This window comes from Frankia sp. AgPm24 (assembly GCF_023243055.1).
In the GTDB taxonomy this organism is placed as follows: domain Bacteria; phylum Actinomycetota; class Actinomycetes; order Frankiales; family Frankiaceae; genus Frankia; species Frankia umida.
Map to the genome: position 1 here is coordinate 1 of NZ_JALKFW010000214.1, position 17,190 is coordinate 17,190.

At 69.5% G+C, this 17,190-nt stretch carries 14 protein-coding genes and 1 pseudogene; 6 read left to right on the forward strand and 9 right to left on the reverse strand.

Features of this window, described 5'->3' with window-relative positions; genetic code table 11:
- Window positions 1-223 precede the first annotated feature (223 nt).
- From MXD61_RS24035 to MXD61_RS24045, 3 genes and pseudogenes are all read left to right on the forward strand, one after another.
- Window positions 224-1,602: pseudogene (locus tag MXD61_RS24035) on the forward strand (IS1380 family transposase).
- 335 nt (window positions 1,603-1,937) lie between these two features.
- A complete protein-coding gene (locus MXD61_RS24040) occupies window positions 1,938-2,930 on the forward strand; it encodes an IS701 family transposase (RefSeq protein ID WP_248815693.1) in 993 nt (330 codons plus the stop codon).
- A gap of 324 nt (window positions 2,931-3,254) precedes the next feature.
- On the forward strand, window positions 3,255-3,743 hold the full coding sequence (locus tag MXD61_RS24045; protein ID WP_248815694.1) for a hypothetical protein: 489 nt from the start codon (window positions 3,255-3,257) through the stop codon (window positions 3,741-3,743).
- Window positions 3,744-4,065: 322 nt separating this feature from the next.
- Here MXD61_RS24045 and MXD61_RS24050 read toward each other — a convergent pair whose 3' ends face one another.
- Complete coding sequence (locus MXD61_RS24050; protein WP_248815695.1) at window positions 4,066-4,377, reverse strand: hypothetical protein; 312 nt, start codon at window positions 4,375-4,377, stop codon at window positions 4,066-4,068.
- A gap of 186 nt (window positions 4,378-4,563) precedes the next feature.
- Window positions 4,564-4,872, reverse strand: coding sequence for a hypothetical protein (locus tag MXD61_RS24055; protein ID WP_248815696.1), 309 nt, complete (start codon window positions 4,870-4,872; stop codon window positions 4,564-4,566).
- 133 nt (window positions 4,873-5,005) lie between these two features.
- Here MXD61_RS24055 and MXD61_RS24060 point away from each other — a divergent pair, with 133 nt between their 5' ends.
- The gene (locus tag MXD61_RS24060; protein ID WP_248815697.1) at window positions 5,006-6,136 is read left to right on the forward strand and encodes an FAD-dependent monooxygenase; all 1,131 of its coding nucleotides are present in this window, start codon (window positions 5,006-5,008) and stop codon (window positions 6,134-6,136) included.
- Here MXD61_RS24060 and MXD61_RS24065 read toward each other — a convergent pair.
- The 4 genes from MXD61_RS24065 to MXD61_RS24080 all read right to left on the reverse strand — a co-directional run bounded on the left by MXD61_RS24065 (window position 6,117) and on the right by MXD61_RS24080 (window position 9,276).
- Window positions 6,117-6,251, reverse strand: a complete 135-nt coding sequence (locus MXD61_RS24065) for an SDR family oxidoreductase (RefSeq protein WP_248815698.1) — start codon at window positions 6,249-6,251, stop codon at window positions 6,117-6,119. The two genes, MXD61_RS24060 and MXD61_RS24065, sit on opposite strands and share 20 nt — an antisense overlap.
- A 35-nt stretch (window positions 6,252-6,286) precedes the next feature.
- The gene (locus tag MXD61_RS24070) at window positions 6,287-6,955 is read right to left on the reverse strand and encodes a TetR/AcrR family transcriptional regulator (RefSeq protein ID WP_248815699.1); all 669 of its coding nucleotides are present in this window, start codon (window positions 6,953-6,955) and stop codon (window positions 6,287-6,289) included.
- 317 nt (window positions 6,956-7,272) lie between these two features.
- Window positions 7,273-8,103 carry a 3-methyl-2-oxobutanoate hydroxymethyltransferase gene (gene panB, locus MXD61_RS24075; RefSeq protein ID WP_374629496.1) on the reverse strand — a complete coding sequence of 277 codons (831 nt, stop codon included), beginning with the start codon at window positions 8,101-8,103 and terminating at the stop codon, window positions 7,273-7,275.
- A 240-nt stretch (window positions 8,104-8,343) separates the two neighbouring features.
- On the reverse strand, window positions 8,344-9,276 hold the full coding sequence (locus MXD61_RS24080; RefSeq protein WP_248815701.1) for an LLM class flavin-dependent oxidoreductase: 933 nt from the start codon (window positions 9,274-9,276) through the stop codon (window positions 8,344-8,346).
- Between the two features lie 763 nt (window positions 9,277-10,039).
- Between MXD61_RS24080 and MXD61_RS24090 the strand changes: the two genes are divergently transcribed.
- Window positions 10,040-11,530, forward strand: coding sequence for a DHA2 family efflux MFS transporter permease subunit (locus MXD61_RS24090; protein ID WP_248815702.1), 1,491 nt, complete (start codon window positions 10,040-10,042; stop codon window positions 11,528-11,530).
- A gap of 121 nt (window positions 11,531-11,651) precedes the next feature.
- On the opposite strand, the gene MXD61_RS24095 is transcribed toward MXD61_RS24090, so the two are convergent.
- The gene (locus MXD61_RS24095) at window positions 11,652-12,203 is read right to left on the reverse strand and encodes a hypothetical protein (protein ID WP_248815703.1); all 552 of its coding nucleotides are present in this window, start codon (window positions 12,201-12,203) and stop codon (window positions 11,652-11,654) included.
- A 1,160-nt stretch (window positions 12,204-13,363) separates the two neighbouring features.
- Between MXD61_RS24095 and MXD61_RS24100 the strand changes: the two genes are divergently transcribed.
- Window positions 13,364-14,863: a TIR domain-containing protein gene (locus MXD61_RS24100; protein ID WP_248815704.1), complete on the forward strand. Its 1,500-nt coding sequence runs from the start codon at window positions 13,364-13,366 to the stop codon at window positions 14,861-14,863.
- Window positions 14,864-14,881: 18 nt separating this feature from the next.
- Here the strand turns inward: MXD61_RS24100 and MXD61_RS24105 are convergent, their stop codons facing one another.
- Both MXD61_RS24105 and MXD61_RS24110 read right to left on the reverse strand, forming a co-directional pair.
- A complete protein-coding gene (locus MXD61_RS24105) occupies window positions 14,882-15,670 on the reverse strand; it encodes a crotonase/enoyl-CoA hydratase family protein (RefSeq protein ID WP_248815705.1) in 789 nt (262 codons plus the stop codon).
- A gap of 157 nt (window positions 15,671-15,827) precedes the next feature.
- Window positions 15,828-17,150: an MFS transporter gene (locus MXD61_RS24110; protein ID WP_248815706.1), complete on the reverse strand. Its 1,323-nt coding sequence runs from the start codon at window positions 17,148-17,150 to the stop codon at window positions 15,828-15,830.
- Between the last annotated feature and the right edge of the window lie 40 nt (window positions 17,151-17,190).

Genomic DNA, 17,190 nt, shown 5'->3' on the forward strand with positions numbered 1-17,190 from the left:
CAGGACACCGTCACGGGTCCTGGCCAAAAGTTCGGGGGCACTGGTGGTTTCGTGAGAAGCCATCCATCAATTATGTCGGTCGCTTGGCGTGGTCAGCGCTTAGCCTCGGGCTTTCGCCGGGCTGATCGTCTGTTGGGTGGGGATAAACGGGAAAGTGCTCCTGAGCAGGGAGGATCGGGCTTGCTGAGGACCTGATCCATCCGTACCAAGGAGCACCTTCGCGGTGAAGCCTACCGGTGTGTACCCGTCTGTTCCCGTCGATGCCGCTGGGTGTGGTGTCGTGTCGTCGGCGGGTGGGCTGCTGCTGACCGAGACGGTCCGGGTGTCCGGGCTGGGAGCCGCGTTGTCCGAGGCGTTGGCGCCGTGGCGGGCACCGACGGCGATCCATGACCCGGCGAAGGTCCTCACCGATCTCGCGGTCAGTCTCGCGCTCGGCGGGGACTGCCTGGCCGACATCGATCTGCTGCGTGCTGAGCCCGGCCTGTTCGGCGCGGTGGCGTCGGATCCCACGGTGTCCCGGACCGTGGACCGGCTCGCGGTCGATGTCGACCGGGTCTTGGCCGCGTGTCCCGTGCGGTGGCGACCGCACGGGAACAGGTGTGGACCCTTGCGGACACACACGCCCCGGACCGGACGGTGAGCGCCGACGATCCGCTGGTCGTGGACCTGGACGCGACCCTGGTCACCGCCCACTCGGAGAAGGAACAGGCGAAGCCGACGTTCAAGAAGGGGTTCGGGTTCTATCCGTTGTGGGCGTTCATCGACCACGGTCCCGCCGGGACCGGGGAACCCGCGGGCGTGCTGCTGCGCCGCGGGAACGCCGGATCGAACACGGCGGCCGACCACATCACCGTGACCACCGGTGCTCTCGCGCAGCTCCCCCGGCGGCTGCGCCGGAGCCGGAAGGTCCTGATCCGTACCGACGGCGGTGGCGGCACGCACGAGTTCGTCGCCTGGCTGCACCAGCGTCGGGTCGCCTACTCGGTCGGGTTCACCCTCACCGACGACCACGCCGCACAGATCTCCGCGCTGCCGGAGCAGGCGTGGACCCCGGCCTACGACGCCGACGGGATCCCTCGCCCCGGGGCGTGGGTCGCGGAACTGACCGGGCTGCTCGACCTGTCCGGCTGGCCACCGGGTATGCGGGTCATCCTCCGTAAAGAACGCCCACACCCCGGCGCCCAGCTCCGTATCACCGACGTCGACGGGAACCGGATCACCGCGTTCGCGACGAACAGCCCCCGCGGCCAACTCGCCGCCCTCGAACTACGCCACCGCCGCCGCGCCCGCTGCGAGGACCGCATCCGCGGCGCGAAGGACACCGGCCTGGCCAACCTGCCCCTGCACGACTTCGCACAGAACCAGATCTGGTGCGCGGTCGTCACGCTCACCCTGACCGCCTGGGCCCAGATGCTCGCGCTACCCGGCGAGCAGGCCCGCCGCTGGGAACCGAAGCGGCTACGCCACCGGCTGTTCCGCCTCCCCGGCCGGATCGCCCGCCACGCCCGCCGCGTCGTGGTGCACCTGCCCGCACATCCCCCCTGCACCGCACTGGCCGTCACAGCGATCACCCGGCTACGCGCACTGCCAGCACCCGCATAGCCAGGCCACCGGCTGTCCCTTACCCCCGACCCGAAACACCGCCCCGGACGTGGACCGGGTGCCGACCCCACGCGACAGCAGGGCAGCCAGCCATGACCCGAACCAGAGCCACCCCACAACTCAACATCAACAAGGCTGGGGAGGCACTACGCGATCAGCGGACCCCACCCCATGAAAGATCGAGGCCTAGTACTCCAGCCCGACTTCTGTGATCGTTTAGATCTGGTGGGTCATGGTTGGGCGGCGGGGTTGAGGAGGGACCCTGGCCGGAGAACGTAAGAGGCCACCGGTGATCCTCGCGGTTTGTGACGACACGTGAAGATCAGCCGGTGGCCGTGTGTCCCAGCGTAGACCTCGACGGGTGGCTTGAAGCGTTCGAGGGGCTCGCGGGCCGACTCGACCGCCGGTTCGCCCGGCCGGAGTCCCGTCGGCGGATGCGCCGGTTCCTGCGCGGTCTGATGGCCGGGCTGCCGCGGGTGAACTGCTGGACGTTGGCCGAGTACGCCGGGGAGGCCTCCCCGGGCGGGATGCAGCACTTCCTGGCCGCCGCGGTGTGGGACGACGACGGCCTGCGCGCCGATCTGCGTGACTACGTCGTCGAGCGATTCGGCGACCCCGAGGCGGTGTTCGTCTTCGACGAGACCGGCGACGTGAAGAAGGGATCGAGGACCGTCGGTGTCCAGCGCCAGTACACCGGCACCGCGGGCCGTGTCGAGAACGCGCAGGTCGCGGTCTACCTGACCTACGCCACCCCGGCCGGGCACGCGTTCCTCGACAACGCCCTGTACATGCCGAAGTCGTGGATGGCGGACCCGGAACGCCGCCGGGCTGCGGGTGTCCCCGACGACCTGGAGTTCGCGACCAAACCCGCACTCGCCCGCCGCTTGGTCGAGACCGCGCTCGACACCGGCGTCCCCGGCCGCTGGGCCACCGGCGACGAGGTCTACGGCAACGACCCCGCGCTGCGCGCCGCACTGGCCCGCCGCGGCCTGGGCTACGTCCTCGCCGTCGCGAGGACCCACCAGATCGACACGAAAGCCGGGAGGAGGAAAGCGATCGACCTCGCCGTCACCCTGCCCGCCACCGCCTGGAACCGGATCTCCGCCGGCAGTGGCGCCAAGGGCCAGCGGCTCTACGACTGGGCACTGGTCGCGACCACCGACCAGGACCTGCCCGGCCAGCACCATCTCCTGATCCGCCGGAACATCACCACCGGTGAGTACGCGTTCTACCGGGCCCACAGCCCGGCCCTGGTGCCGCTGGCCGCCTACGTCCGCGTCGCCGGGATCCGCTGGAACGTGGACATCGACTACGCACAGTGCATCTGAAAATGGCGGCCCTGGGGCGAGCGGGCCGATAATCAGCGTGGACGCGTTGCTGCGGCTGGCGGCTTTGGTCGGCCGGTTGCGGTCGGTGACGGATAGGGCCGGAGATGGTGAGGTATGTCCGGCGAGCGTGGTGAGCCCCCCAGTCGGGGGTGTGGCCGAGGATTCCCGCCGAGCGGCGGGGGATGGCGGTGCGCCTGCTGGCGGGGTGACTGGCCCGGGTCGTAATGGCCGGCCAGCCTGTTCGAACCCCGCTGCAGAACCAGGTCGAAGGTCGTGGTCGGTTCGTAGCTGTACGACGAGACCCCGGGCTGTGCGGGCGCCGACGTGGAGACGTTTCCGAAGGGTTTCAGCGGATATCGGCCGGCGATGGGCCTGCCAGTGAATGGCATCCTCGACGCGGGCGCGGTCGAGAAGCTCCTCGTCGGATACGCGCCCCCGCTGCTCACGATGGCCGGCCCGGGTCGCTTCTCGTGGGCGCGGCATCAGATGGCCCGCCAGCAGCGGGTCCGGTTGACCCGCATGACCTGCTGCTATCCCAGTTTGGTTTGGGAACGCCGACAGCGGAATCTGCTCGTCGTGGCGCGCGGTGACCTGCAGGGCTTGGAGGAGTTCCGGGCCGATGTGGGACCAGCCAATGAGCAGGCAACAACCGACCGCGTCGAACGCTGCGCGGCCGTAGTGGCCTTCGATGATCGGTTCTGCGGTATTCAACGCGAGGGTGACGAGACTACAGAAGATCAGGAGTCGTTGCGCCGGTCTGATCTGCTCCCGGCTGGCGCCGGCAAGGGCAAGCTGACGGGTCGCAACGAGTAGAGCGACAACGGAAAGATCAACGGCCGGCGCGACCAGTGGAGCGATGTAGGCGGGAACGCCCAGCCGGATTCCCAGGGCCCACACATTACCCAGCCCGAACAGGAAGCTCAACGCGACAACGCTGCCGATCAGCATGGTGACCGCGAAGAGCGAACGGCCGGGTTGTCGGGCCGGCAGGTGGGGTAGAACCTGTGTCGTTCATCGCCCGCCCCCGCCTGACCTGCGAGAATGAGGTCACCGGACAGGGTTACCGGTGGTGGGGTAATGGTTCGAGTCCCCCCTCGGACACGTTTTGTTACCGCACGGTAGGCCGAGTTGATCTTCAGCTCGGTCTTTTCTGCGTTGGTGGACGGCTGATAGGTCGGTCGAAGGTCAGCTGGCAGTACAGGGCGGCCTTCTCTGCAGGCTCGGCTTGGCCCAGTGCGCTGGCCACGTCGCCGAGCTCCTCGTGACTCAGCGTCTGTGTCTGCGTCCTGCCGGCCTCGTGGAGGTCCCGCTCCGCGCTGGTCTTCGCCGCTTGGGTCTGGGCGATCCAGCTGTCCAGCGCGGGCAGGATGAGGTCTTCGCGGGCGATGACATTCGTCGGGTGGCGAGCCCGTACCCCCGACCCCGAGGATCGGCGCACGATCCGCAACTACCGCTGACCCTCGTCCGGATCGACCTCCCGGACCCTGTCGGCCGCGCCCCGGATCATCCACCATCAGAAAAGGATCAAGCTGGTGGCATGCCGTGAAGCGGGCCAGTTTTGGCAGCTACGGCAATAGCAGGGCGGGCGGCTCGCCGGTGTCGCCGAGTTCGGGCGGGCCGCGCGGTCTGCGGGTCAGGCGAGGGACGCCGTCCAGGTGCCGAATTCGCGGGCCAGGTCGGTGATGGTGAGTGGGCCGGGTCGCGCTGGTCGATGGGTGAGCAGGGCCTGGTCGAGTGGTGTGCGCAGCATGTTCTCGAATCCGCGGGCGACGCCTTCGTCGTCCAGGGGCAGGTCGGCGGCGAGTTCGAGGAGCAGGCGGGTGCGGGCGCGCCGTCCGAGCGTGAGGTCGATGCCGTGGTCGGCGCGCAGGTGGGCGACGAGTTCGCGCAGGAGCGAATCGACGGTCCGTTCGAGATCTGCGGGGTCATGAAGCTTCGGCACCGTACAAGTGTTACAAGGTGGGGAGAAGATCGGGCCGGTTCGGGCCAGTGGTAGAAACAGAGGGGTTTCACTCTCGGGCGTCGCACAGAACGGGCGAAGTTCTTTTCTTGCTCATCGACAAAGGAGATTCTGGATGGCTGCGGTGGGCAGTGTGCTGGTCGTGGGGGCTGGTCTCGCGGGGGCGGCCGCGGGGATTCTGTGTGCCGAGGCCGGGGTGCGGGTCGACCTGGTTGAGGTCAGACCTGATGTGACCGCGCTCGGCTCTGGTATCACGCTGCAGGGAAATGCCCTCCGGGTGCTGCGTGACCTCGGTGTTCTGCCGGAATGCCTGGCGCACGGCTGGCCGTCGGACGGCCTGGTCCTGCGCGCGCCGGATGCCGCTGCCAGTGTCCTCGCCGAACTCGCCGAACATCGCTCCGGTGGCCTGGATCTGCCCGCGGCGATGGGCATGTACCGACCTGACCTCGCGCGCATCCTGATGGACCGGGCCGCCCAGGCCGGTGTCGTCTCCCGGTTCGCCACCACCGTCACCGCTTTCACGCAGGATGACACCGGTGTGGATGTGGTGTTCAGCGACGGCTCGGTGGGCCGCTACGACCTGGTGATCGGCGCGGACGGGCTTCGGTCGACGGTGCGCGGTCTGCTGGGCGTGCCGTTGGAGACACGGCCGGTCGGGATGGGAGTGTGGCGGGTCTTCGTGCCTCGTCCACGAGAGGTCGTGAACTCGGAGGCCTACTACGGCGGGCCCTGCTACATCGCCGGTTACACCCCGACCTCCGCGTCGTCCCTCTATGCTTTTCTCGCCGAGGACGCCCAGGATCGCACCACCCTCACCGGTGCGGAGAAGGTCCACATCGTGCGTCAGCTCACCGCCGACTACCACGGGCCGTGGGATGAGATCCGCGAGTCCATCACCGACCCCGAGACCATCAACTACACCTGGTTCGAGGAGCATCTTCTCGACCCGCCGTGGCATCGCGGCCGGGTCGTGCTCATCGGCGACGCCGCGCACACCTGCCCACCCACCCTCGCCCAGGGCGCCGCGATGGCCCTGGAGGACGCCGCCGTCCTCGCCGATCTGCTCACCACCGCGGACCGCGTCGACGACCAGCTGCTGGCGCGCTTCACCGACCGCCGCTACGAGCGGGTCCGAACCGTGGTGGAGGCCTCCGTCCAGCTCGCCCGCTGGCAGCTCGCCCACGAGCGGGGCGATGTCGAGGCGCTGATGGGACGGATCGCCGCCCTCACCAGCCAACCCGCCTGAGTACCGGACGTCGGATAATGGTGAAGCCGCCGTCGACGACGAGGTTCGCGCCGGTGACGAACGAGGCCCGGTCGCCGCACAGCCAGACCGCGGCTCCGATTCCGCTGACATCCACCGGATACTCGTTGTCTGCGCCAGGTGGCCGCGAACTCAGGGGATGGCCGGGCCGTAGGCGGTGAGGAACAGTTCGACCGCGGCGGTGGCGACGGCGTGGAGTTCGTCGTCGGGGACGTGGCGGGTGCCGAGTCGGGAACGGGCCTGTATCGAGCCGGTGAGCAGTGCGGCGAACTGTTCGGCCGCGCTGGCCGGGTCGGGGGTGTGCAGCCGGCCGGCCAGGGACAGACGGGCCAGCCGGTCGGCGAGGGCCTCGGTCACCGGGTCGGTGGCACGGCCCTGGATGATGTCGATGAGGTCGGGGAACTGGACGGCCTCGGCGTACAGCAGGCGCCGCAGGGCGTGGGCGCGCTCGTCGCAGTAGCAGTCGAGGAACCGGCGCGCGACGCTGCGCAGCACCGCGGGCATGTCTGCCGGGCCGGTGTCGGCCGCGACGTCGCGCAGCAGCTCGAGCGCGGCGAGGTTACGGGCCAGTGCGAGGTCGGACTCGGCGGCGATCGTCTCGCGTAGCAGCGTCTGTTTGTCGCCGAAGTGGCTGTAGATCGTGTGCTTGGCGACGCCCGCGGCCGAGGCGATCGCATCCACGGTGGCCTGTGCGTAGCCCTCGCGGGCGAACGTCGTGAACGCCGCGTCCAGGATGCGCTGGCGCCGGTCCGCCCGCACCCGTGGACGGACGGCCGCCGTCCGCGTCCCAGGTGCGTCCACGTCGGTTCCAGTTGGTGCGGTTCCAGCGACGTCAGACCCGGCCACGTCCCACACGGTACCTCCACCGACCAAAATCGTACCGAAGGATCTGCCTCATAGAACTTAATGGTTCCCCTATGCCACCATATTTGCCGCAATAATGCACTGGCCAGTGCATTATTTCAGGACATTTGGGTTGCCCGGGCGGGGATGTCCGGGTCGGATCATCGTGGTGGTGCTGCTCGGCGGGATCATGGGCATCCTCTGGACGCGACTTCCCGGGACCACCAGCTTGTTCTCAGTCGATCGCCACCGCCGGCAGGGCAGCGGGGGCGTGTTCAGGTGTAGCTGTGTGTCTCGTCCGGGTAGACGGCGTCGGTGACCTCGGTGACGTACTGCTCGACGGCGGCGTGCAGGGATTGCGCGAGGTGGGCGTAGCGCTTGACGAACCTGGGCGCGCGGCCGGTAGTCAGGCCGGCCAGGTCCTGCCAGACCATGATCTGCGCGTCGCAGGAGGGGCCGGCGCCGATGCCCACTGTCGGGATCCGCAGCGCGTCCGAGACCCGACGTCCAAGCTCTGCGGGAACGGCTTCCAGGACCACGGCGAAAGCCCCGGCCTGTTCCAGGGCCAGCGCGTCGTCCAGCAGGCTGCCGCCGGCGTCGCCCCGGCCCTGCACCCGGTGCGTCCCACCCAGCGCGTGCACGCTCTGCGGCGTCAGCCCAAGGTGACCCATGACCGGAACCCCCGCGTCGACGAGCGCACGCACCTGCGCCAGGGCAGGCCGGCCGCCTTCCAGTTTGACCGCCTGGGCGCCGCCTTCCTTGAGATGACGGACCGCGCTGGCCAGCGCCTGCTCAGGCCCACCCTGATAGCTACCGAAGGGCAGGTCGGCGACGACCAGCGCCCGGCGGGTGCCACGGACCACCGCCTGCACCATCGGGATCAGCTGGTCCATCGTCACCGCCACGGTGTCCCGGTAGCCGAGCACCAGCTCCCCGCTGGTATCACCTACGAGCAGGGCCTTCACCCCGGCCCGCTCGAAAATCCCCGCGGTCAGGGTGTCGTAGCTGGTGAGCATCGCCCACCGCTCACCACGATCAGTCGCCGCCTGCAGATCATGCACGGTCACACGGCGGTCGGCAGGCTGGTACGAGGACTGCTGCGGCATGGACATGGCTGTCCCTTCTGGTCGCCACCACAGTCGGGTTGGCGCCACACCAGATCATGCGCCCAGACCAACCCGGCCCGCACCCGAACACGCTCCCGCGGCGACACTGATGCCGGATACGGCCGACCGCCGTGGGAACCATGCCGGCGGCGTGCGTCTCGCGTAGGCGTGACATCCCGCGGGCACCGGTGGGGGCGGCCGGCTGGTTCAGGTGGGGTGGCCGCCCCCGTGGAGGGTGTTTCAGTCTGTCGTGCCCGGAGCGAAGGCCGGGATCACGTCGCGTTCGAAGAGCCGGAGGCTCGACCAGCCCAGCTCCGGCGGTATTCCGCCGCACAGGGGATGGAAGCAGACGAACGGGGCCGGCGCGGCGCGCAGCTGCTCGACGAACTGTTCGGGAGTGAGTACCGAGTAGATTCCGCCGGCACGCAGCTCATCGATCGAGGCGGCGGGGGGATACGGCGTGGCGGCGTTGTTCTGCACGGCCCAGTCGACGTAGCTGTTCGTCTCGTGCAGGAAGTAGGGGCCGACCTGTTCCCAGGTCTTGTCGGGGTCCTCGGCGAGGAAGACGACACGGTTGTCGCCACTGGTGTTGGGACCAGGGTCCGGCCGGCCGAGCTTGATCACCTCGTCCCGGTAGAACTCCCAGACCTCCGGCACCCCGGGCATGAAACCGTCCGCGATGCGGGCGGCCCGGCGTGCGGCCGGCTCACTGGTACCGCCCAGCAGCACCGTCGGCCCGCCGGGGCGGTACGGCCCGGGGGTGACCCGCACGGTCCGTCCCCGGTATTCGAACGGTTCGCCGGTGAACGCGCCCTTCAACGTGGCAACCGTCTCGGTCACCCGTTTCGGTCGTTCCTTCAGCGGGACGTCGAACATCTCGAACTCCTCGCGCACGTAACCGCCGGCGAGAAGGACGTCGACCCGGCCCCTGCTCAACTGGTCCAGCACGACCAGATCCTCGGCCAGGGAAAGCGGATCGTGGAACGGGGCGAGAAGTGCCGAGACCAGCAGCTGGACGTGGGAGGTGCGAGCCGCCATGGCCCCGAGCATCGGGACCGGGCTGGGTAGATAGCCGTCCGCCGAGGTGTGGTGTTCGGAGATGATGACGCTGAGCGCGCCCAGGCTGTCGGCCCATTCGACCATGTCCAGTCCCGCGGCATAGCGATCGGCCATGCGGGTGCCGGCAAAGTCGGGATTGCGGAAGTCGAAGCGAAGCGCGAATAAGACGCCGGGTTGCCCCATGAAAGTCTCCCGTTCCGGATATCGGTCGATCTGCCGTAACGGTAGTGCGTGCGGGGCGTGGAGGTGCGGCGAGCCGCCTCAGGTGATGGCCGGGCCGTAGGCGGTGAGGAACAGTTCGACCGCCGCTGTGGCGACGGAGCGTAGTTCGTCGTCGGGGATGTGGCGGGTGCCGAGCCGGGAACGGGACTGCATCGAGCCGGTGTGCGACGCGGCAGAGCACCGCGGGCATGTCTGCCGGGCCGGTGTCGGCCGCGACGTCGCGCAGCAGCTCGAGTGCGGCGAGGTTACGGGCCAGTGCGAGGTCGGACTCGGCGGCGATCGTCTCGCGTAGCAGCGTCTGTTTGTCGCCGAAGTGGCTGTAGATCGTGTGCTTGGCGACGCCCGCGGCCGAGGCGATCGCATCCACGGTGGCCTGCGCGTAGCCCTCGCGGGCGAGGACCCGGCCGTCTCGGTTCCGGCCACCTTGGTTCCAGCTACCTCGGACCCGGCGACGTCAGACCCAGCGACGTCAGACCCAGTCACGTCCGTCACGGTACCGTGGACGACCCAAATCGCACCAACCGATCTGCTCTGCGGAGCGCATCCGTTCCTCAGAACTTCCGATCGGACTGTTAAATTGCACTGGCGGGTGCATAATTTCGGGACGGTCGGGATTCCTGGGCGTGGCTGCCCGGGTTGGAATGTTGGAGGCGCGATGGCAGGCACGGTGGATGAGCGGGTGGGTGCTGCGGATGATCAGGCCGGCGCCGAGGTCGCCGCGGATGATCGGCTGGACCGGGGGCTACGACGGTTCATCGCGGTGGTGCTGCTCGGCGGGATCCTGGGCATCCTCGATGGTTCGGTCGTGGCGGTGGGGGTGCACACCCTGGCCGCGGACCTGGACTCGTCGGTCACCACGATCGGCTGGGTGTCCACCGCCTACCTGCTGGCGCTGACCGCCACGATCCCGATCACCGCCTGGGCGGTCGACCGGGTGGGGAGCCGACGGCTGTGGCTGGGCGGCCTGGCGCTTTTTCTGGCGGCGTCGCTGGCCAGTGGCCTGGCCTGGAACGTCGGCGCGCTGGTCGGCTTCCGCGTGCTGCAGGGCGTCGGCGCCGGGATCCTCGACCCGCTGGTGCTCACCCTGCTCGCCCGGGCGGCCGGGCCGGCGCGCGCGGGGCGGGTGATGGGCCTGATGGGAATGGTGCTCTCGGCCGGGCCGGTGCTCGGGCTGGTGGTCGGCGGTCTGGTCCTCGAGGAGGGGAGCTGGCGGTGGATGTTCCTCATCAACCTGCCGATCGGCGCCCTCGCGTTCGCCGGTGCGCTGCGGGTGCTGCCGGTCGACCCGCCGCGCGGGCAGCGGGGGGGTGACCGGCTCGACATCGTCGGGGTGGCGTTGTTCGGGCCGGGTTTCGCCTCGCTGGTGCTCGCGTTGTCGCAGGCTGGGGAGCGTTCCGCGTTCGCGGTCTGGCAGGTGCTGGTGCCCGGCGCCCTGGGTCTCGCCCTGCTGGTCGGCTACGGGCTGCACGCCGCGGGGCTGGTGCGTCGGCGGCGGGCGCCGCTGATCGACCTGCGGCTGTTCGCGAACCCGAGGTTCACCGCGGCCGTGGTCGTCATGAACCTCGTCGGGCTCGCCACCTTCGCGAACCTGTTCGCCCTGCCGCTGTACTACCAGCAGTACGGGCACGGTTCGCTGGCCGCGGGGCTGCTCGCCGCGCCGTTCGCGGTCGGCGCGATCATCGCCATGCCCCTGTCGGGACGGCTGTCCGACCGGCTGGGCGCGCGTGAACTGGCCCGCGGCGGGGCGTTGGTGGCGGCCGTCGGCGGGCTGGTGCTGACCAGGGTCGGCGCGTCCACCGGCGAGGTGTGGCCGGCGATCGCCGCCCTGGTCGTCGGCCTCGGCCTCGGTTTCGTCGGGGCACCCACAATGGGTTCGCTGTACCGCGTTCTGCCGCCGCCGCTGGTGGCGCAGGGCAGCTCCGTGCTCTACATCCTCAACCAGCTCGGTGCCGCGATCGGCATCGCCGTGGTCACCCTCATCCTCGCCGTCGTCGGCCGGGACGACCTGATCGCCGGCTTCCACGGCGTCTCCTGGTTCGCGATCGCCGCCCTCGCCGTCATCCTCGCCGCCACCCCACTCCTACCCGGCCGGCCTGTCGCCGAAGACACCACTGCCGAAGGCACAGCCGTCGGTCCGATTGGTTGACGGCATCCTTGCCGACCTCGGCGTGGTGTGGTGTCATACGCCGGCCAGGGGAGATGTTGAGGACGGATCGCCGAGCTCCTCGGCCACCGATCACGCATCACGCCGCTTCCGCCAGCGGGTCTCAACCTTTGGCTTGGGCGCTGAGATCGGCGATGGGGAGCGTCCGGGGAAGCCCGGGGGATTCTGTGTCCTGAAGGTGCGCCTGGTCGCCGTCCTCGAGGTAGAGGCCAGCATTGACACCGACGATGGAGTACTGGTTGGTGGTGTCCTCGCCCGGGCGGGTGAACGGCTGGAGAAAGAGCAGATAGGTCGACCCGGAGTTCAGGATGTGCGTGCCGGCCACACCCCGGTCGCCGGTCTGGCGTATCCGGATGGTGCCCGGCGCCGCCCCCTTGAGGGTTTCCGCCACCGTGACATCGGTGATCGTGAACGGCAGCTGGTCGACGGTGACCACGGTGGACGTCGGGGTTGCCCGTACCTGCGCGATGAGGGCGGCGTCCGACCTCAGGTCGGCTATGGTGCTGTAATCTCGAACACGGCTCGATTCCAGCGGTGCGGTGGGATTTCCCGTGACAGGAGCATCAGGCGCCCCCTCATCGGTGCTCGAGCAGGCGAAGATCCCGCCGGCGAGGATCAGCGCGAGTGCCGCCAGGCGGCCCGAATACAGAGGCATTCGTTTTCCCTTCTTCATCTGTTGTCGAGGCGGACTGTATCGTGACAGCAGCCGAGAATCACCGCCTGATGCCGCGCCCACGAGACCTGTGCGCGTCGCGGACGGTCCGGCGGTGACCGCGCTGGCCTGGACCGCGGACAGCCGGCGACTCATCTTCCCGATAAAGACCGGCGTCAGTCGCGTCATCGACCTCCAGACACCTCCGCCCTCACAATCAATCCCGGCGCGGGACGCAGCCGACCAGCTGCTCTGGTCTCCCAGGTGGAAACTGACCTTGTCAGTTGGAACACCGATGAGCGGCGGTGGCCCATCCTGGCCTGCGCGCTGGCCGCCCGCTCCCTCACCACCGACGAGACCATGCAGTATCCCAGCACCGCCCCCGTGCGTCTGCCTACCCGCTTCCCAGCGGTGACCCGTGCCCCAGCGCTGTTCTCCGAGCGCTGGTCCGCGGTGTTCTCTCCTGGACGGGCGAACCGCGCAGGACGTCGAGCCAAGCCTCAGCCTGGTGGACGTCCGCCATAACTGGGGTCCCCAGCGGTCGGAACCGGCGGCGAGGCCGCCGAACCGGGTCGCGGCGGTCGTCACCCAGCCGACTGGAGGTGACGGCGGGCGCTCCCCGAAGGGCTCCAGAGGCGGTTCCGCGGAACTGTCGTTCGTCGCTCCGGGCGACGGGCTATCGGACTGTGTCCGCCGTCGGGTCGCGGCACCAGGAGGCCCAGGTCCTGCCGCGCTGGCGGGAACCGGAGAAATCTGGTCGTGATCAATTAGGTGTGCGCGTGTCGATCTTGGTGGACTGTGGGTACGGTGTAACTACGCCCATATCGAAGCAGGTCGGTCTGTTGTCTGCTACTCCGTCGAGGAGTTCGACCGCCTCTTGGCCGACGAGATCGCGCACCCCCAGGCGAGTTGGACCCGTGGCCTGCGGGTGCCTGTAAACGTGGATGGGCTGCTCGGCTAGCGTGATCGTGTGCCCATGTACGAGCCATCTGTGGCGATCTGATCTGTTCGGACGCCGTGTCGACCTGGTCTCCGTCCGCGGGCTCCATCCGTTGCTCCGTGCGTCCGTCCTCGCGGACGCACGGCCGGTCCCTGCGGCGTGACGTCTCCTCCGAGCCTGGGTCGATCCATCTTCCGAGGCTCGGGCTGGGAAGATGCGTGGCGTGACAGACACGGGGGCGGCTGCCGGAGCTGGCGGCTGGGACTTTTACATTTCCTACAGTCATGCTGATCGGGACTGGGCGAGCTGGGTGGCCTGGCAGCTGCGGCAGGCGGGCCATCGGGTGACACTGCCGGACTGGGACTTCGTGCCAGGCACGAACTGGATGGTCATGGCGGACCAGGCCATCCAGGAATCGGAGCGGACGATCGCGTTGCTGTCCGACGCCTACCTGGCTTCGGAGCACGGGAAGCTGGAATGGCTGGCCGCGGTGACGGCCAGCCCGCCGGGCCACACAAGTCGGTTGCTGCCGATCCGGGTCGAGGACTGTGCCCAGCCGGGGATTCTCCAGCAGATAGTGTCGTTCGATCTGTTCGGTCGGTCCGAGGAGGAGGCCCGTCGCTACCTGCTGGGCCGGATCCGGCAGGCGCTCGCCGGCAGCGCCACGCCGAGGAAGCCGCCGCGGTTCCCCGGCGCGCAGGAGTCCACCCCGACCACGGAACCAGTCTTCCCCGCACTCGCCGAATCACCGGTCATGCCCCATCCCCTCGGGGAGCCGCTGAAGAGCCACAAGGGTGCCGTGCGTCCCGTGCCCGCCGTGCGCACGGTCGCGTTCTCGCCAGACGGTCGCCTCCTCGCCAGTGCCGGTGAGGACCGCAGAGTGCGGTTGTGGGATCTCACCAACCCCGCGCAGCCGCACAAGATCGGCTATTCCTTTTCCGGTGGCACCGGCACAGTGCGTGCCGCCGCGTTCTCCCCGGACGGCGAGGTTCTCGTCGCTGGAGGAAGCGACCGCATCGTACGGTGCTGGAACGTCGCAGACCCGGGCAGTCCGACGCTGCTACACGAAACCAAGAGCGGTCATTCGGGCCAGGTGCGAACGCTGGCGTTCTCGACCGACGGAAGATTTCTCGCGACTGGCAGCCGCGACAGCTCGGTGCGTCTCTGGCGGGTGACCGGGCCCGGGAACCTGCAGCCCCTCGGCCTCGCGCGACACACCGAATCGGTGAACTCGGTGGTGTTCTCGCCGGACGGTCGGCTCCTGGCGAGCGCGAGCGACGACGAGAAGGTGCGACTGTGGTCGATCGCCGACCCGGCCCATCTCCGGTCGGCCGGGCGACCGCTGACATCGAACAGAGTGATGTGGTCGGCTGTGTTCTCCCCGAACGGCGCGACGTTGGCAACCAGCGGAAGTGACCTGACCATACGGTTGTGGAACGTCGCGAATCCGGGGGAGCCGCAGCAGATCGGCCGTCCCCTCACCGGTCACACGGCGCGAGTGCGGTCCGTGGCGTTCTCACCCGACGGCCGGCTGCTCGTGAGCTGCAGTGAGGACAACAGCGTTCGACTGTGGCATGTCGCGGATCCAGCCAGTCCGTTTCCTGTCGGTGGCCCGCTGACCGGTCACTCCGGCGATGTGGTCGCGGTGGCCTTCTCACCGGACGGCCGGTGCGTGGCGTCCGCGAGCTTCGACGCGACCGTCCGGCTGTGGGCGGTGGGCTGAGCGGGCGGTCAGCCGGTGTCAGTGGCGGTGGAAGACGGGGGTGCGTCTGGCGACGAAGGCGGCGGGGCCTTCCCGGGCGTCCTGGGAGTGGTTGACGGCGGTGGCGTAGGGGTGGTCGTGGGCGTAGGCGTCCTGCTCGGACAGGGTGAGGGTCTCGCGCAGGGTGCGCAGCACGGCCTCCACCGCCAGCGGGCCGTTCGCGGCGATGGCGGCGGCCAGTTCGCGGGCCTTCGCGAGGCTCTGGCCGGCGGGGACGAGCTGGCTGAACAGGCCGGCCTCACGTGCCTCGACGGCGGTGATGGTCCGTCCGGTCAGCAGCAGGTCGGCGGCCAGGGCGACGGGCATCTGGCGGGGAAGTCGCACGGCGCCGCCGCCTTCGGGGTAGAGACCCCAGCTGACCTCGGGCAGGCCGAAGCGGGCGTTCTCGGCGGCGACCCGGATGTCCGTGCCGAGCAGCAGTTCGGCGCCGCCGGCCACGGCGCTGCCCTCCACCGCGGCGATCAGCGGCTGGCGTGGGCGGCGGTCGCGCAGCAGCGCGTCGTAGACGCGGGAGTCCTCGGTGGACGCGGCGATCCCGCCTTCGCTCTGCCGGTCGGACAGGGCCCGCAGGTCCATCCCGGAGCAGAAACTGTCGCCGGCGCCGGTGACGATGATGACCCGGATGTCCGGATTCTGGTCGGCGCGGTCCCAGGTGTCGGCGAGTAGGCGGAACGACGTGTAGGTCAGCGCGTTGCGCCGGTGCGGCCGGTTCAGCGTCACCGTGAGGACCGCGCCGTTCTGTTCCACCAGCACCTCGGACATCGCCATCTCCGTCCCGTCAGCCGTCAGCCCGTCAGCCCGTCAGCCCGTCGGCCCGGCCACGGTCCGTGGTCGGTGATCGGTGGCCCGAGGCTGTCACCTCTGGCACTTCATCCCACCGGCGGTCCGGCCGTCCAGCGAACGGCAGTACCTGGGACGAGGCGGTCTACGACGCCACCGGTACCGCCACCGCCACCGGCGCGGGGTCGGCCGGGCGGGCCGTCATGGCCTGGGTGCGCAGCGGACGCAGCAGCAGCGCGTAGGCAGGCCAGGCCAGGGCCGCAACGGCGAGGAACAGCCACTGGACGGACACCCGGCCGCCGATCAGCGCGACCAGCCCACCGGCCAGCGGCAGTGTGCTCTGGTTGAGCAGCACGATCAGGCTGATGACACGGCCCCGTTCGGCCGGGGCTATCCAGTGCAGCCGTTCGACCCGGATGAAGACGTTGAACAGGCCGGTCATGCCCAGGCACAGGCCATAGCCGAGCACGTACAGCGCAAACAGTGGCGCGACCCCGATCAGCGCCGCGCCGACCGCGCTGAGCAGGAACGACAGCACGCCGATCCGGTAGATGGACAGGTGCCGACGCAGCCGTGACAGCAGCAGCAGGGTGCCGACGGAGAAGACCCCCACCGTGATCTGCAATGTCGCGAAGACGGTGTCGTGCTGGTGGAAACGGCCGATCGTCAGGGCTGCCCCGGTCGCCATGGCAAAACCCACCATGAGGTTCGCGACCATGGTGAGTCCGACCAGCGACAGCAGGATCGGCGCCGCGGCCAGGCTGCGCACACCCACCCGCAGATCCCCCAGCACGCTGCGACGCACCACGTCAGCCGTCCGGGCGGCACCGGGGCTGTCCGCGGCAGCTGGGACGTCCGCGCTGGCTGGGCCATCCGTGCTGGCTGGGACGTCCGGGGTCAGTGGGCTCAGGCCGCGCAGGGCGGGGACGCCGCACGCGCCGACCGCGAACGCCACCCCGCTCACCCACAGCAACTGGGTGGGGGAGACCCAGAGCAGCATCAGGCCGCCCGCGGCCGGTCCGAACACCCCCGAGCCGCTGTTGATGATCTGCAGGACGCCCTGTGCCTTCGGCAGATCCTCCTTGGGGACGAGCTGCGGGATGGTGGATTCCAACGCGATGAACGTCTGGGCGTAGCAGAACGCGCACAGCGCCATGAGGGTCGCGGTCAGGCCGAAGGTGTGCCCCGGCCATCGTCCGAGCGCCAGGACGGTGAGCAGGCAGGCCACCGCCCGGACGCTGTCGCTGGCGGCGTAGACGCGGCGTCCGCCGAACCGGTCGGACAGCACCCCGGCCAGCGGCAGCGAGCTCAGCCGGGGCAGCCATTCGACCAGGAACGCGAAGCCGGCCAGCGACACGCTGCCCGTCGCGGTGTAGATGATCAGCGGCACCGCGAACTGCAGCACCTGATCGCCCAGCGTTGACAGCACGCGGGCGGCCAGGAACACCCGCAGCTGCCAGCTACCCATGCCCCCTCCCGAGGACGATCACGACATCAGCCAGGATGAT